Source organism: Silicimonas algicola, assembly GCF_003148765.1.
Lineage (GTDB): Bacteria > Pseudomonadota > Alphaproteobacteria > Rhodobacterales > Rhodobacteraceae > Silicimonas > Silicimonas algicola.
Window position 1 is genome coordinate 157,086 of the sequence record NZ_QGGV01000007.1, and the last position, 15,467, is coordinate 172,552.

Here is a 15,467-nt window from a genome sequence, read left to right on the forward strand (position 1 = left end):
CAGCCCGGCCGCGGCGTAAAGTGGCGTCGTCAGGCGGCCACCGCGCTCCTGCCCCCGCGCCAGTTCAGCGCAAGCACGCCAGCCACGACCACCGCGCCCGCGGCCTCGATGCCGACACTGGGCCAGAAGATCGCAATGACACCGAATACGATCAGGAGGCGCTGCCAGATCGGCATGGGCCGCCACAGGAACCCTTCCAGCGCCGCCGCGAAGCCCGTCATCGCGAGGATGGCGATGAAGCCGTTCCAGAGAACCAGTGGAAGCGGCCCGCCCAGGATAATGGATTCGTTGAAGACCATGAAAAGCGGGATCAGGTAGAGTCCCTTGGCGAACTTCCATGCCTGGAGACTCGTCTCCATCGGCTTCGACCCGGCGATGGCCGCGCCCGCGAAGGCGGCGAGCGCCACGGGCGGCGTGACATTCGAGTCCTGCGAGTACCAGAACACCACGAGGTGGGCGATCAGGATCGGGATGCCGAACTCCTCGGTCAGCGCGGGGCCGACGAGGATGATGAGGACGATGTAGGCGGCCGTGACCGGCAGGCCCATCCCGAGGATTAGGCTGGCGAGGAGGACGAGGATCAACGCGAGGACGATGTTGCCGCCCGAGAAGGCGATCATCATGGCCGAGAACTTGAGGCCGAGGCCGGTCAAGCCCACGACACCCACGATAATGCCAGCGACGGCACAGGCCATCGAGACCGCGACCGCGTTCCGCGCGCCAAGCTCCAGCGCCTCGAGGGTCATGGCCAGACCGCTCCGGCAGAGATCCACGAAGCCTGTCGCCGTCGGACCCGAGGCAAGGTAGGCCCAGAGCGCCCGCGTCCCTGCGGCAACGATGACCGAGACGATGGCGTAGAAGCCCACCCGCATCGGCGAGTAGCCGACGACAAGCAGCACCACCAGGGCCACGAGCGGGAAGAGGAAGTGCCAGCCTTCCGCCATCACGTCGCGGACCTTGGGCAACTCCTCGGCCTTCATGCCGGTCATGCCCTGCTTCACGGCGGCGATGTGGACCAGAAGGTAGACGGCGCCGAAGTAGAGGACGGCCGGGAAGATCGAGACCAGCACGATGTCGACGTAAGGCACCCGCGTGAACTCGGACATCAGGAACGCGCCAGCGCCCATGAGCGGCGGCATGATCTGCCCGCCGGTCGAGGCTGCGGCCTCGATTCCTCCAGCCTGCGCAGGGCGATAGCCCAGTTTCTTCATCAGTGGGATCGTGAAGGCGCCGGTCGTCACGACGTTCGCGATGGCCGATCCGCTGATCGATCCCATGCCCGCCGAAGCGATGACCGCCGCCTTGGCCGGTCCGCCGCGCTGCCGGCCGGTCGCGGCGTAGGCGAGGTCGATGAAGAACTTGCCCGCGCCCGTCACTTCGAGGAAGGCGCCGAAGAGGACGAAGACGAAGATGAAGGTCGCGGCGACGCCGAGCGGGATGCCGAATATGCCTTCGGCGCCAAGCGTCATCTGGCTAGCCACGCGGTCAAGCGAATAGCCCCGGTGGTTCATGATGCCAGGCATCCAGTCGGCGAGGAACGGCAGTTCCCCCCGGTTGCCGGCGAAAGCGTAGGCGATGAAGAAAGCGCCGATGATCGTCATCCCGAGGCCCACGGCGCGCCGCGCGCCCTCAAGGACGACGATCACGGTCAGGACACCCACGGCCACGTCGATGCTGCGCGGAAAGATCTGGTTGGCGATGATGTCGATGTTGATGGGCAGCCACGCGCCCACCAGGATGCCGCAGGCGATCAGGACGCCGTCGATGATCCAGCCGAGGACGCCTCGCGGGCGGGATGGTCCCCAGACGGGATAGATCAGGAAGCAGAGGACAAGGATGAAGCCTAGGTGGATCGGGCGCTGGAAGAACAGGCCGAGAGGCTGGACGCCCGCCGCGTAGAGCTGGAACAGCGACAGGAGGATGCCGATGACCGCGATGGCGCGCAGCACGATCCGAGGCTGCGGCCGCTCGTCGATGTGCGCATCGGTATCCGTGACCATCAGCCGCCCTCTTCCGTCAGTTCGATCCGCACCTTCTCGCGCGGGGCCGCTTCGGACAGGGACACCACCCTGTCGCCAACAGCGATCCGGTGATCCACATTGCCCCGTCCGGGACGCAGGATATAGCCATTTCCAGGCACGGGTTCGTCGATGTCTAGGATCCAATAGCCGCCCTGCCCGTCCGACACCTGCCGACCGCGTCCGGGGATGTGGTCGAGACCGGCGGCGAAGTCGGGAAGGTGCGAGCGGACCAGCACCATCCGGCCGCTACGGTTCTCATAGCAGTCCGAAACCTCGAACCCCTTGACCGAGTGGTGCCAGAGAACGCACCAGCCCGTCCCTTCAGGGACGGGTTGGCGCAGGAGTTCGGTGCCATCCTCGCTCAGGGCCACGAGGTCACCCGCAGGTGCCGGACCGGCGGTGGCGGCGATGAGGACGAGGAGGGCGGAAAGCCCTCCTCCCACCCTTTCGATCAAGGACGCAGGTTGTCTGGAACGGTGACGCCCGCTTCCTCGTAATAGCGGATCGCGCCCGGGTGCAGCGGGACGGGCGTCGCGGTCATGGTGAATTCGGGCGTCGTCTCGTTCGCCGCCGGGTGGACCGCCTGAAGATCGGTCACGTTCTCGAACATCGCCTTGGTGATCGAATAGGCCAGGTCGTCCGACATCTCGGATGATACGACGAGCACGTTCGGAATGCCGAGGACCGTGATGTCCTCGTCGACGCCGGTGTAGCTTCCGCCGGGCAGTGTCGTTTCGGCGAAGGTCGCGTCGGCCTCGCGCGCCTTGGCGATCTCGTCGTCGGAGAGCGCCAGAAGGACAATGTCGTTGGTCGTCGAAAGGTTCAGGATCGACGAAGTCGGCGCGCCCACGCTCCAGAAGCCCGCGTCGATGTCGCCGTTGGCCAGCGCGTCGGCGGTTTCGTTGAAGTTCAGCCGCTGCTCGTCGATGTCGTCGTAGGAGATGCCGTTGGCGGTCAGGATGGCTTCGGCGTTGACTTCGGTGCCCGAACCGGGTGCGCCGACCGACACGCGCTTGCCCTTGAGATCCTCGAGCGAGGTGATGCCGCTGCCCTCGAGAGCCACGATCTGGATCATGTTGGCGTACATCGAGGCGAGGCCGCGGACCATGGGAAGCTGCTGACCTTCGAACCGGCCGGTGCCGGTATAGGACTGGGCGACGGTATCGGCGAGTGCGAGCGCCAGGTCCGCGTCGCCTGTGGCGATGAGGCCCATGTTCTCGACCGAGGCGCCGGTGACCTCGGCGGTCGCGGAATAGCCTTCGACGTGGTTGTTGATGACTTCGGCGAGCCCGCCGCCCATGGGATAGTAGACGCCGCCGGTCCCGCCCGTGGCGATCGACAGCTGTTCCTGTGCCAGAGCCGGGGCGCTGAATGCGACGAGGGTTCCCGCCGCGAGGGCGTGCATCAGTTTCATAGGTAGTCCTCCCAAATCATCTTGTTGTTCTGCCTGTGTAAACTAGCTCGGGCATCAGGCCAATCCAGAGTTTTTCGGCCATGACCGGCGGCGGTTTCACACTCCCACGTAAGTCTCTGAGATCGCTGGCGTCAGCTCATTTATCCCTCCGGACCAGACCGTCGCGCCGCGTTCGAGGATGACGGCACGGTCGGACACGCGCGCGAGGTCCCGCACCGATTTGTCGATGACGAGGATCGCCATGCCGGTTTCGATCTTCAGCCGCGCCACCGCTGCCCAGATCTCGGCCCGGACCAGAGGTGCGAGGCCTTCGGTCGCCTCGTCGAGGATCACAAGGCGGGGGTTCGTCATCAGGGCCCGTCCGATGGCCAGCATCTGCTGCTCGCCGCCCGAAAGCGTCCGCGCGCGCTGACCGCGCCGTTCGGCGAGGCGCGGGAAAAGGTCACCCACCCTCGCCTCGTCCCAGGGCCCCGGACGCGCGGCGGCGACCAGGTTCTCGCGCACCGTGAGGTCGGCGAAGCAGCGGCGGCCCTCCGGCACGAGGCCGATGCCGAGACGTGCTACGGCGTGGCTGGGAAGCCCGTGCAGGTCGCGTCCGGCGAAGGTGAGCCCGCCTTTCGAGACGATCATCCGGCAGATGGCTCGGACGGTCGTCGTCTTGCCCATCCCGTTGCGGCCCATGAGCGCCACGACCTCGCCTTCCCCGACGGTCAGGTCGACGCCGAACAGCGCCTGGCTCGAGCCGTAAAAGGCGGTGAGGCCAGAGAGCGCGAGAAGGCTCATGCGTCCTCGCCCAGGTAGGCCGTGCGCACCTCCGGGTCCGCGCGGATTTCGGCGACGGTTCCGGTGGCGAGGATGCGGCCCTCGGCCAGCACGCTGATCCGGTCGGCCAGCGCGAAGACGGCGTCCATGTCGTGCTCGACGAGGAGGATGGGGGCTTTGTCGCGGAGGCCGTCGAGGAAGGCCGTCAGCGCCTTCGAGCCTTCCGCGCCGAGCCCCGCCATGGGTTCGTCCATGACGAAGGCACGGGGTGAGAGCGTCAGCGCCACCGCGACCTCGAGCTGCCTGCGCTGGCCGTGGCTGAGGTCGGCGCAGCGCGTCGCACGCCGGTCGGAAAGACCAACACGGCCGAGAGCGGCATCGGCTCGAGCCACGAGGTCCCTGTCGTTGAGGACGGAACGCCAGAGCCGCCAGGGTGACGACGAGGCGGACAGTGCTCCCAAGAGGGTGTTCTGAAGGACAGTATCCTCCATCGCCAGTGCCGAGACCTGGAAGGTCCGTCCCAGGCCGCGCCCTGCGCGGGCGGCGACAGTCTCGTCCGTCACGTCGTGCCCCTGGAAATGCACGCTGCCCTCGTCCGGGATCACAGTCCCGCAGATCTGTCCGATGAGCGTGGACTTCCCTGCCCCGTTCGGTCCGATGACGGCGTGGATCTCGCCCGGCCTGAGGTCGATAGAGACGCCGTCGCTCGCCACCAGCGCGCCGAAGCGCTTCGTCAGCCCGCGGGTTTCGAGGATGGGCTCAGTCATGCGAGGCGGGCCTCCCCGACAGTAGGCCAACGAGACCGCCCTTGGCGAAGAGGACGATCAGGAGGAGGATCGCGCCCAGCCAGACGTGCCAGAACTCGGTCAGCCCGCCCAGCCAATGCTCGAGCGCCACGAACAGCATCGCCCCGGCCACCGGACCACAAAGGCGCGCCACACCGCCGAGAATGACGAGGACGATCAACTCGCCCGAAAGCTGCCAGCTGAACATCGAAGGGCTGACGAAGCGGTTGAGGTCGGCGAAGAGCGCGCCCGCGAGACCCGTGATCGCGCCGGACAGGACGAAGGCGGCGAGCTTCAGGCGCTTTGGGTCAAGGCCCACGGTTTCGACCCGCGCGGGTACCTGGCGGGCGGCGTTCAGCGCGAGGCCGAAGGGCGACCGCGCGAGGCGGGACCACAGGACGAGGACGAGGCAGAGCAGGACGAAGCACAGCGAAAAGAACTGGATCGGGTCGAGCGTGTTGAGGCCGGGGAAACCGTTCCTGACGTAGATCGACAGGCCGTCCTCGCCGCCGTAGGCGCTCCAGGAGACGGCGAAGTAGAAGAACATCTGACCGAAGGCGAGCGTGATCATGATGAAGTAGACCCCGCTTGTACGGAGGCTGAGGAGGCCGATGACAAGCGCTGCCAGGCTGGAGACAGCGATGGCAGTAACCCAGATCAGGGGCATCGAGGTGGTGCCCTCGATGGCCAGCGGACCAAGCTCGACCGGCGCGTAGGTCTGTGCGTGGAACGCGAGGATACCCATGGCATAGCCGCCGAGCCCGAAGAAGACCGCGTGGCCCAGGCTGACGAGACCGCCGAGGCCCAGGGCCAGGTTCAGGCCGGTCGCGGCGATGGCAAGGATCGTCGCGCGGGTGGCGAGCGTAATGGTGAAGGGCTCGTCGCGCCAATCGGCCAAAAGCGCCACCCCCAGAAGACCTCCGAGAAGGAGTGCGTTCAGGAACCGCTCGGGGATCATGCCCGTGCTCCGAAGAGACCCGTCGGCCGCCAGATCAGGACAAGGCTCATCAGGATGTAGATCGACATGGAGGCGAGCGAGGCTCCGACGCTCTGCGCGGTGGCGGGGTCGGTGAAGAACTTGAAGAGTTCCGGCAGGAAGATGCCGCCGAGCGTGTCGGTCAGACCCACGAGAAGCGCGCCGACGAAAGCGCCCCGGATCGAGCCGATGCCGCCGATCACGATGACCACGAAGGCGAGGATCAGGACCGGCTCGCCCATGCCGACCTGCACCGACTGGATCGCGCCGACCAGCGCGCCGGCAAGCCCCGCAAGCGCAGCGCCGAGCGCGAAGATCAGCGTGTAGAGCCTTGATATATCGACGCCAAGTGCCGCGATCATCTCGCGGTCGTTCTCGCCTGCGCGGATGCGGATGCCGAGGCGCGTGCGCTCGATCAGGACCCAGAGGCCCAAGGCCACGACAAGTCCGACTGCGATGAGCGCGAGGCGGTAGGTCGGATAGAGGATGCCGCCCGGGAGGCGCGTCGGGCCCGACAGCCAGGCGGGGATGTCGAGGTAGAGGGGGAACGAGCCATAGAGCCAGCGCGTGCCTTCCGAGAAGATCAGGATCAGGGCGAAGGTCGCCAGCACCTGGTCGAGGTGGTCGGAGGCGTAGAGCCGTCGGATCACCAGCATCTCGACCACCGCCCCCGCCAGAGCCGCGGCGGCGAGTGCCGAGACGAGACCGAGGAGGAACGACCCCGTCGCCGCCGAGACTGCCGCGGCCGCGAAGGCGCCCACCATGTAGAGCGAACCGTGGGCGAGGTTGATGAGGCCCATGACACCGAAGATCAGCGTCAGGCCGGCCGCCATCAGGAACAGCATGACGCCGGCCTGCAGGCCGTTCAGTACCTGCTCGATGACGAGGACCGCGGACATGGGGTCAGAGGCTGTCGGGCGGCCCGGTCAAAGGCCGCCCGTCGCGTCACATCTTGCAGTCGGCGGCGTAGGCGTCTGCGTGATCTTCGAGCGCGACGCCAATGATCTTGTTGGTGAAGACGTCACCTTCCTGGATCACCTCGCGAGCATATATGTCCTGGATCGGGTGATGGTTCGGACCGAACTCGAAGTCTCCGCGCGTGGATGAGAAGTCTGCCTCCTCAAGCGCTGCCTGGAAGGCTTCCTTGTCCGCTGGCTCGGCCTTGTCGAGCGCCGAGATCAAGAGGTTCGCGGTGTCGAAGCCCTGGCTGGCGTAGAGCGACGGCAGGCGGCCGTACTCGGCCTGGAAGGTCTCGACGAAGGCCTTGTTGGTTTCGTTGTCGATGTCCTTCGACCATTGCGAGGTGTTGACCACCCCGAGCGCCGCTGCGCCCACGGCCTGGAGGATGCCCTGGTCGAAGCTGAAGGCGGGTCCGATCACCGGCAGGTCGACGCCAGAGTCCGCGTACTGCTTGAGGAAGCTGATCCCCATGCCGCCCGGCAGGAAGAAGAAGACGCTGTCGGCGCCGGAGGCCCGGATCTGCGCGATCTCGGCAGCATAGTCGGTCTGGCCGAGTTCGGTATAAAGCTCGCCTGCGAGACCGCCCTCATACATCCGCTTGTAGCCTGTGAGCGCGTCCTTCCCGGCCGGATAGTTCGGCGCGAGGATGAAGCTGTTCTGGTAGCCGGTCTGGTTCGCCCAGGCCCCGGCGGCCTCGTGCAGGTTGTCGTTCTGCCAGGCGACGTTGAAGTAGAGCGGGCTGCACCCTGCGCCGGCCAGTTGCGAGGGACCGGCGTTCGGCGAGAGATAGAAGACCCCCTGCCCGGTCGCGGCCGGCACGACGGCCATGGCGAGGTTCGACCAGATGATGCCCGTCAGCACGTCGACCTTCTCGGACTGAATCATCTTGTCCGAAAGCTGCACGGCGATGTCGGGCTTCTGCTGGTCGTCCTCGATCACCACCTCGATGTCGTCGCGGCCCGATTGCTTGATAGCGAGCATGAAGCCGTCGCGCACGTCGATGCCGAGACCGGCTCCTCCGCCCGAAAGCGTCGTGATCATGCCGACCTTGGTCGCGGCCTCCGCCACCGTGACGGTCAGCGCGAGCGCCGCGGCGGCGCAAACGAGTTTATTCATCGGGTTACCCTCCCCCAGTTCCTTTGTGCCCACAGTCTTGTCACGAGTGACGGGGCGTCTTCCACCCCCATTGAGCGGGAGCGGAAGAAAAGCGGGCCGGCCACTGTGGACCGGCCCGATAGACCTGCTTCTATGTCAGGCTTTCCGTTCGGCGACGCTTGATCCGCGACATGATGGCCGGAAGTGTCAGCGTCAGGATCAGCAGAACCCAGAGGACTTTCGAGATGTTCGACGAGAAGAGCACCGTCGGATCGTTGCCGGAGATGCGCATCGAGAGAAGGAATGACTTCTCGAGGAGCGGGCCGAGGATCACGCCGATCAGGATGGCGGCGACGTGATAGCCGGTCTTCCGCGCGACATAGCCGATCACGCCGAAGGCGATGGCGATGCCGATGTCGAAAAGGAACGTCCGGGGGGCGAAGGCGCCGATCAGCGTGAAGGCGATGATGACGGGCGCCATATAGCAGCTTGGCACCGTCGTGATGGTCGAGAGGTAGCGCGCCATCGGGAAGACGGTGAAGAGCATCAGCACGTAGGAGACGAACATCGACATGATGATGCCGTAGGCCAGCAGCGGCTCGGTCATGAAGAGGCGCGGGCCGAAGGGCACGCCGTGGTACTGGAGCACGATCATCATCACCGCCGCCGTACTGCCCCCGGGGATGCCGATCGCCAGGAGCGGGACCAGCGTGCCAGTGGTGACGCCGTTGTTCGCGGATTCGGGCGCCACGACGCCCTCTTCGCAGCCGGTGCCGAACTTTTCGGGGTGGCGCGAGAAGGTCTGGGCCTGCTGGTAGGCGACGAAAGCGGCGATGGAGGCGCCCGCCCCTGGCAGGACCCCGATCAGAAGGCCCACCATGCCGGTCCAGATCGTCAGCCACCAGTGCCGGAAGGAACTGAAGATATTGTGGAAGGTCTCTTTCCACGTCGGCGTCACGCCCGCCGAGACCTTGGCCGACCCGCCCCTCGATTCAAGCATCACGAGGGCTTCGGATATGGCGAAGAGACCGACAAGAGCGGGCACGAGGGGGACGCCGTCGAAAAGCTCGAGCATTCCGAAGGTGCCGCGCGGGGTGGCGTAGATGTGGTCCGCCCCCATGGCGCCCAGCATTAGGCCGAAGGCGCCCGCGATCAGGCCTTTCAGCATGTCCTCGGCCGCGATGGCGGCGATCAGGGCGAGACCGAAGAGCATGATGACGACCATCTCGACCGAGCGGACGTAGAAGCCGACCCGCGCGAGGTACTGGAGCAGGAAGAGCGTCACCAGCGAGGTGACGAGACCGCCCATCACCGAGGCGACGAAGCTGAGGGCCAGGGCCTTTGCGGCCTGCCCTTTCTGCGCCATCGGATAGCCGTCGAGTGTCGTCGCGGCCGCGCCGCCCGTGCCGGGGATGTTCAGAAGGATGGCGGGGATGCCTCCACCGAGGTGGCTGGCGCAGTAGAGCGCCACCATGAACGTCAGCGCCACGTCGACGTCGAAGGCGAGCGTCAGCGGCAAGAGCATGATGATCGTGTTGTGCGCCGCGAAGCCTGGAATCGCGCCCATGACGATGCCGACGACGACGGCGGGTATGATGACCCACCACATCGACAGCGAGTGCAGCAGTAGGGTCGTGAGGCCGGCGGCGTCTAGTTCCATGACGATACGATCCAGGAGACGAGTTGCTCGAACGGACCCTCGGGGAAACGCGTTCCGAGAAGGACGATGAAGAAGAGCCAACCCGCGATGGCGGTGACGGCCGCGAAGACGATGGCCTTCCGCAGGGGGCGCAGGCCCGAAACGTAGCTGCCTGCGGCGAGGAAGATGAACGTGGTCAGGGTGAAGCCGCCCCAGGGCGCCACGACGCCATAGCCAAGGACCAGCCCGAAGAAGATCAGGCGGTTCGTGCGGCCCTCGCGGGGTCCGAGGATCGACGCGATCTCGAAGTCCCACTTCCCGCTCGACGCGCGAAGGGCGGTGCGGATGAAGTAGATCGTCGTCAGGAACAGCAGGAGGCTTGCCAGGACGAGGCCGCTCCGCTGCGCTTCGGGCGGGAAATCCCACACGGAGGCGACGTAGTAGACCGCATAGAGAGAGGCTGCGACCGGAAGGATCAGGTCGGCCCCGAACGTGCGGCGCGATCCTTTTTCGGGAGGCTTCATCGGAGTTTCGACCTCAACAGGGGATGGAACGCGGCCCGGATCGTCCGGGCCGCGATACGTCGTGCGATCAGGCGCCCGACAGAAGGTCGCGATACTTGGTCGCCAGTTCCTTCATCGAGGCCGCCGTCGCCATCGCCACGGCTTCGTCGCCCGCATCGATGAAAGCAGTCGGAAGGCCTGCCGCCTTGACGGCCTCGGCGTAGGCCGGATCTTCCAGCGTTGCCTGCATCGTCTCCTTCAGGATCGCGATGCGGTCGGGGAACTGGTCGTAGGCCGCCTTGTGGACACCCCAGGCGCGCGAGCTGTCGAAGTTGGGGATCGACGTCCCCAGGGCCTGGTTGACCGTCGGCGCGTCGCCGCTTTCGGCCGGAGCCACGTTGGTCTCGGCGAAGACGCCGAGAACGCGGGCCTGGTCGGCGAGCGCGATCGGGTTGGCGAAGGGAAGGACGCTGGCGTCCACCTCCTGCGTGATCGCCGCCATCGCGGTCGGGTTGCCGCCGCCATAGGGCACCAGGGTGAATTGTCCGCCGGTGGCTTCGGCCAGCGACAGGACGCCGATGGACCCGGGGTGCGGCAGGCGCGAGGTCGAGACGGTGACCGGACGGGTCATCGAGAGATCGACAAGCTCCTGCAGCGTCTGGATGGGGCTTTCGGCACCGACCCAGATCGCCATCGGCTCGGACGAGGTCTGCTGGATGTAGACGATGTCCTGGCCGACCTCGATGCCGGTGTCCTGCGTCACCATCATGATGACTTCGGGGCCGAGGTTGGCGAACAGCAGGTTGTAGGCGTTCGGTTCCTTGTCGAGGTAGAACTCGTAGCCCACCTGACCGGCGGCGCCGGGGTAGTATTCGTACTCGAGGTCGACGCCGATGTGGTCCTTCCACACGCTGGCGAAGACGCGGGCGTCACGGTCGGCCCCGCCGCCTTCGGCGGTCGGGATCGTCACCGACAGGTTCCGCTCGGGAAACTGGCCTTGGGCGAAGGCGCGGGATCCGCTCAGCGCGGTGGCGCCGATCAGGCCGCCTGCGCCGCCCAGGAAGCCCCGGCGGCTTGGCGCGAGAAGGCGCGATTTTGTGCGATGCATCTTGGTTCTCCTCCTTGGTTTATCCGCGAGCCCAATCCTCCTCGGGTGCGCGTCTCGTCGTCTCCCGGACGAGCCGGGTCGTCAGTGGCCGGTGTAGACCGGCGGCGTGCGCGTCCAGAAGTCGAGCAGGACGTCGTAGACCGTCATGTAGTTGAGCTGCTGGAACGAGGCGTGAGCGATGCCCTGCATCACCGTGAACTGCTTGTCGGGGTGCGGAAGCCGGCCGAAGAAATCGAGCAGATCCTCCATGCTGGCGATGCCGTCGTATTCGCCGCGCATGACGATGGTCGGCATGGTCAGCTTCTTCGGATCGTTCAGCGGCAGGTGCGCGCACATGTCGGTGTAGGTGCCGGTCGGCATCGAGTCGTCGAGGGCGAGGATCGCATCGGCGAAGGCGTCGACCACCTTGTCGTCGGCGGTGCCGGCGTGATCGCGGTTGAAGATCGAGTGGACGAAGGCGCGGTCGATCGGGCGGCGGTCGTTGGCCTTGAAGAAGTCGAGCTTTTTCGCCCGCTCCTGCAGTGTCGGGCTGCCCTTGCCCGTCCAGACATAGGCGTCGAGAGCGAGGCGCGCGACACGGGCCGGCTGGCGCTCGGCGAAGGTCGCGGCGCGGAGCGCGCCCGACGAGATGCCGTAGACGCACATGGGGCCATCGCCCGAGATGGCACGGATCACCTTGTCGGCCGCCTCGAGGTCGTCGCCACCGTCAGAGATCGTCGCGCGGGTGCCCCGATCCTTGGTGGAGCGGCCATAGCCCTCCATGTCGACGCACCAGCAGTCAAAGCCCTTCGACGCGAAGTAATCCATCGCGGACGAGAACGGCCGCCCCGGCACCTGGAGATCGAAGGTCGGCTGCGACGCCATCGACGAGCCGTGCACAAACAGCGCGACGCCGCGCGGCGCTGACCCGGACAGGGTCTTGCGCCACATGAAGAGCTTGGCGTCGCCCTTTTCGGCCCAGTGCTCGGTGCCCTTGATCTCGGCGATTTGGTCCATTCGTTTCTCCGTCCTTCGTGTCTGTCAATCAGATGCCGAGCTTCGCCATCTGCTTTTCGGGATACCGCGTGCCTGCCGCCGCGCCGGGCGCAAAAGCCTGGCCGAGGTCAGCGAAGTCGGAATCCGTCAATTCGAGGTCTGCGGCGTTCGCGTTCTCCTCGACCCACTTTACCTTCTTGGCACCGGGGATCGTCGCCACGTCCTCGCCGCGCGACAGGACCCATGCGATGGCCACCTGTGCGGGGGTCGCGCCGTGGCGCTCCGCGACGCTGCGAAGCGCGTCGATCAGGGGCAGGTTCTGCGCGATGTTGTCGGGGTCAAAGCGCGGATGGTCGCGGCGGCGATCCTCGGGGATGAGGGTATCGACGTCGGGGATCGTCCCGGTCAGGAACCCGCGACCGAGGGGCGCGTAGGCGACGAACCCGATGCCAAGTTCGCGGCAGGTGTCGACGATGGCGCTCTCGACGTCGCGCGACCAGAGCGACCATTCGGACTGGAGGGCCGCAATTGGATGGACCTTGGCCGCACGGCGCAGTGTGTCGGAACCGGCTTCTGAGAGGCCGATGTGGCGCACCTTGCCCGCTTCGACCAGCCGGGACATCGCGCCGACGCTGTCCTCGATTGGCACGTCGGGGTCGACGCGGTGAAGGTAGTAGAGGTCGATGGTCTCGACGCCGAGGCGCTCGAGGCTTGCGTCGCAGCCCGCGGTGATGTGTTCGGGGCTGCCGTCGACGGTGCGGGGCTTCGCCGCGCGCCCAAGGTTTCCGACCTTCGTGGCGATGATGGCATCGCGACGCCGGTCCTTCAGCGCTTCGCCGATCAGGCGTTCGCCGTGACCGTTGCCATAGACGTCGGCTGTGTCGAGAAGCGTCACGCCCAGGTCGAGGGCGCGATGTATGGCACGCGTGGACTCTGGGTCGTCCTTGGTGCCGTAGGCCGTCGACATGCCCATGCAGCCGAGGCCGATGCTGGGCACCTCAAGTCCGCCGAGTTTGGTCGTTCTCATTCGTCCCCTCCCCTTGCCGCGGTCACATCGCGGGCTCCAGGATGTCGTAGCCGCAGAGCCGGTCGATGGCGTGGACAAAGCCGCGCCCGTCCACGTCGACGTCGTTGGTCTGAGGAGCCGCGGCGCCGCCCCTCGGTTCCGGAATGTAGTGCCCGATCTCGGACGGTCGCGTCGGATCGCTGAGGTCGAGCATCCTGATCCCGCCCGCGAACCAAGCCACCGGCATGGGCGAGGCAGACGGCCGTTCGGCAAACTGGTGTGCGCCGAAGCGGAGGCCCGCGCGGCTCCAGGGGCTGTCCAGCTCACTTACCTCGAAGGTCGCGACCGGTTCGATCGCCGACAGGTCGGTCACGTCGAGGACCCAGATAAAGGCGTGCGGCGTGCCGGGTCGGTGGTCGTGTTCCTCGTCTATCGCCAGCGCGTAGCGGCGGCCATCGAAGGTGCCGGGCAGAGGCATGGCGGTGTGCAGGGGCTCGGGGAAGGCCTTCGGATGCGGCCAGTAGCCGACCTCGCGCATGGCGGAGGGGTCGGACACGTCGAGGACGCGAAAGCCCTCGTGCCACCAGGCCGCCCAGACCTCGTCGCCGAACCTCAGCCCGTGGTGAAGGCGGTACGTCTGACCGGGCCAGTCCGGCACTTCCCCCGCCGCGACGTTCTGGCCGGGGGCCGACCAGCGGCCCGCCTCGACGGGATGCGAGGGATCGGAGAGGTCGTAGGCGACGAGGATGTTGCCGCGATAGCCCTCCATCTCGGTCGAAATCCAGGCGTAGCGCTCGTCGAGGTCGAAGCGGTGAACGCCGATCCCGCCGGTGCGGTGGTGGGCCAGGAGGCGCGGGTTCGACTTGTCGCGGATGTCGTAGACGCGGAAGCCGCCGTCCTCGTAGGGGATCGTGGCGTGGCGGCGCAGGTCTTCCATGCGTGCTTCGGGGATGCCGAGCCTTTCGGCCAGTTCGGCCTCGGTCGGGGCGCGGCCGAGATCGGCCGATAGGGTTTCGGTCTCGGCGCCGATGCGCGCGGCCCGGCGACGGAAATGGCGGTCGGCCTGTTCGACGTTGACGACCATGATGTCGCCCGTCACGCGGACCTTGTGGGTGTGCGAGGTGTCGTCGGGCAGCGTGATGGCGGCCACGACCTTTGGCGCGCGCGGGTCCGAGATGTCGACGATCGACGTCCCGTGCGGCGACTTCATGTGGCCGACGTAGGCGAAGTCGCCCTCGACCGTCACCTGTCCGCCACCCGCCATGTCGTCGATCCCCCCGAGTCGCCGCACCCCCTTTGCGAGGGGCGCGGCGGCTGGCTGGGAGGCGGGCAAGTTCATCAAGCCACCGGGTTTTCGAGGACGCCGAGGTTCGTGATCTCGATCTTCACGCTGTCGCCGGCCTTGAGGTAGCGCGGCGGGTTGAAGCCGATGCCGACGCCCGCGGGCGTGCCCGTCGCGATCACGTCGCCGGGCAACAGGGTGCCGGTGGCGGTCAGCGTTTCGATGATCGTCGGGATGTCGAAGATCAGGTCTGCCATGGTCGCGCGCTGCCGCTCCTCTCCGTTGACGAAGGTCTGGAGCATGACGCCCGGCAGGTCCGGCATCTCGTCCGCCGTCGCGATCCAGGGACCCATGGGGCAGAAGGTGTCGAGGCCCTTGCCGATGGTCCACTGGCTGTGGCGGCGCTGAAGCTCGCGCGAGGTCATGTCGTTCACGATGACGAAGCCGAAGACATAGTCCATCGCGTCTTCCTTCGAAACGCGTGCGGCCTTCTTGCCGATCACGACGCCCAATTCGCCTTCGAAGTCGATGGTGCCGGTCGGATCGACCTCGGAGCGGATCGCTTCGCCGGGACCGATGAGACCGGTCATCGCCTTGGTGAAGATCACGGGAACGGTCGGCGTCTCTTCCTTGCCGGAGGAGTCGAAGCCCGAGTTGTGAAATTCCTTGGCGTGCGCGTGGTAGTTCTTGCCGACGCAGATCACGTCGCGCACGAGGCGCGGCATCGGAGGCAGGAGGCGGACGTCCTTCAGGGGGAGACGGTCTGCCGATCCGGCCATGCCGTTCCAGCGAGAGACGCCCTCGTCGCCCGAGGCGATCAGATCAAGGACGGCGGTGTCGGCGGACGGGCCTTCGGCGCAGACGACAACGTCTTCGCCGTCGATGAAGCCGGCCTTGACCGTGTCGCGGTGGAGGAAGGTTACGAGCTTCACTTTATCGAT

15 protein-coding genes are annotated in these 15,467 nt (G+C 66.6%); all 15 read right to left on the bottom strand.

The genetic code is table 11. From position 1 onward, the window contains the following. Window positions 1-29: 29 nt before the first annotated feature. The 15 genes from C8D95_RS15365 to C8D95_RS15435 all read right to left on the bottom strand — a co-directional run bounded on the left by C8D95_RS15365 (window position 30) and on the right by C8D95_RS15435 (window position 15,458). Complete coding sequence (locus C8D95_RS15365; RefSeq protein WP_109760075.1) at window positions 30-2,000, bottom strand: TRAP transporter permease; 1,971 nt, start codon at window positions 1,998-2,000, stop codon at window positions 30-32. Further along, a complete protein-coding gene (locus C8D95_RS15370) occupies window positions 2,000-2,476 on the bottom strand; it encodes a DUF1850 domain-containing protein (RefSeq protein WP_241239837.1) in 477 nt (158 codons plus the stop codon). The genes C8D95_RS15365 and C8D95_RS15370 overlap by 1 nt, the downstream gene beginning before the upstream one ends. Next, entirely contained in the window at window positions 2,473-3,435 is a 963-nt protein-coding gene (locus C8D95_RS15375) for a TAXI family TRAP transporter solute-binding subunit (RefSeq protein ID WP_109760076.1), read from the bottom strand. The genes C8D95_RS15370 and C8D95_RS15375 overlap by 4 nt, the downstream gene beginning before the upstream one ends. Before the next feature lie 96 nt (window positions 3,436-3,531). Continuing rightward, window positions 3,532-4,218, bottom strand: coding sequence for an ABC transporter ATP-binding protein (locus C8D95_RS15380; RefSeq protein ID WP_109760077.1), 687 nt, complete (start codon window positions 4,216-4,218; stop codon window positions 3,532-3,534). Continuing rightward, entirely contained in the window at window positions 4,215-4,964 is a 750-nt protein-coding gene (locus tag C8D95_RS15385) for an ABC transporter ATP-binding protein (protein ID WP_109760078.1), read from the bottom strand. The genes C8D95_RS15380 and C8D95_RS15385 overlap by 4 nt, the downstream gene beginning before the upstream one ends. Further along, entirely contained in the window at window positions 4,957-5,940 is a 984-nt protein-coding gene (locus C8D95_RS15390; RefSeq protein ID WP_109760079.1) for a branched-chain amino acid ABC transporter permease, read from the bottom strand. Before C8D95_RS15390 ends, C8D95_RS15385 begins: the two co-directional genes overlap by 8 nt. Continuing rightward, window positions 5,937-6,857, bottom strand: coding sequence for a branched-chain amino acid ABC transporter permease (locus C8D95_RS15395; protein ID WP_109760080.1), 921 nt, complete (start codon window positions 6,855-6,857; stop codon window positions 5,937-5,939). The genes C8D95_RS15390 and C8D95_RS15395 overlap by 4 nt, the downstream gene beginning before the upstream one ends. Before the next feature lie 46 nt (window positions 6,858-6,903). Next, window positions 6,904-8,034 carry an ABC transporter substrate-binding protein gene (locus C8D95_RS15400; protein ID WP_109760081.1) on the bottom strand — a complete coding sequence of 377 codons (1,131 nt, stop codon included), beginning with the start codon at window positions 8,032-8,034 and terminating at the stop codon, window positions 6,904-6,906. A gap of 130 nt (window positions 8,035-8,164) precedes the next feature. Next, window positions 8,165-9,673, bottom strand: coding sequence for a tripartite tricarboxylate transporter permease (locus C8D95_RS15405; RefSeq protein WP_109760082.1), 1,509 nt, complete (start codon window positions 9,671-9,673; stop codon window positions 8,165-8,167). Continuing rightward, on the bottom strand, window positions 9,664-10,176 hold the full coding sequence (locus C8D95_RS15410; RefSeq protein ID WP_109760083.1) for a tripartite tricarboxylate transporter TctB family protein: 513 nt from the start codon (window positions 10,174-10,176) through the stop codon (window positions 9,664-9,666). The genes C8D95_RS15405 and C8D95_RS15410 overlap by 10 nt, the downstream gene beginning before the upstream one ends. 67 nt (window positions 10,177-10,243) lie before the next feature. Continuing rightward, window positions 10,244-11,263, bottom strand: a complete 1,020-nt coding sequence (locus C8D95_RS15415; protein ID WP_109760084.1) for a tripartite tricarboxylate transporter substrate-binding protein — start codon at window positions 11,261-11,263, stop codon at window positions 10,244-10,246. An 81-nt stretch (window positions 11,264-11,344) separates the two neighbouring features. Beyond that, complete coding sequence (locus C8D95_RS15420) at window positions 11,345-12,259, bottom strand: alpha/beta hydrolase (protein WP_109760085.1); 915 nt, start codon at window positions 12,257-12,259, stop codon at window positions 11,345-11,347. 28 nt (window positions 12,260-12,287) lie between these two features. Further along, on the bottom strand, window positions 12,288-13,265 hold the full coding sequence (locus C8D95_RS15425) for an aldo/keto reductase (protein WP_109760086.1): 978 nt from the start codon (window positions 13,263-13,265) through the stop codon (window positions 12,288-12,290). Window positions 13,266-13,287: 22 nt separating this feature from the next. Further along, the gene (locus C8D95_RS15430) at window positions 13,288-14,583 is read right to left on the bottom strand and encodes a sigma-70 domain-containing protein (protein ID WP_109760087.1); all 1,296 of its coding nucleotides are present in this window, start codon (window positions 14,581-14,583) and stop codon (window positions 13,288-13,290) included. Then, the gene (locus C8D95_RS15435; protein WP_109760088.1) at window positions 14,583-15,458 is read right to left on the bottom strand and encodes a fumarylacetoacetate hydrolase family protein; all 876 of its coding nucleotides are present in this window, start codon (window positions 15,456-15,458) and stop codon (window positions 14,583-14,585) included. The genes C8D95_RS15430 and C8D95_RS15435 overlap by 1 nt, the downstream gene beginning before the upstream one ends. Window positions 15,459-15,467: the final 9 nt, after the last annotated feature.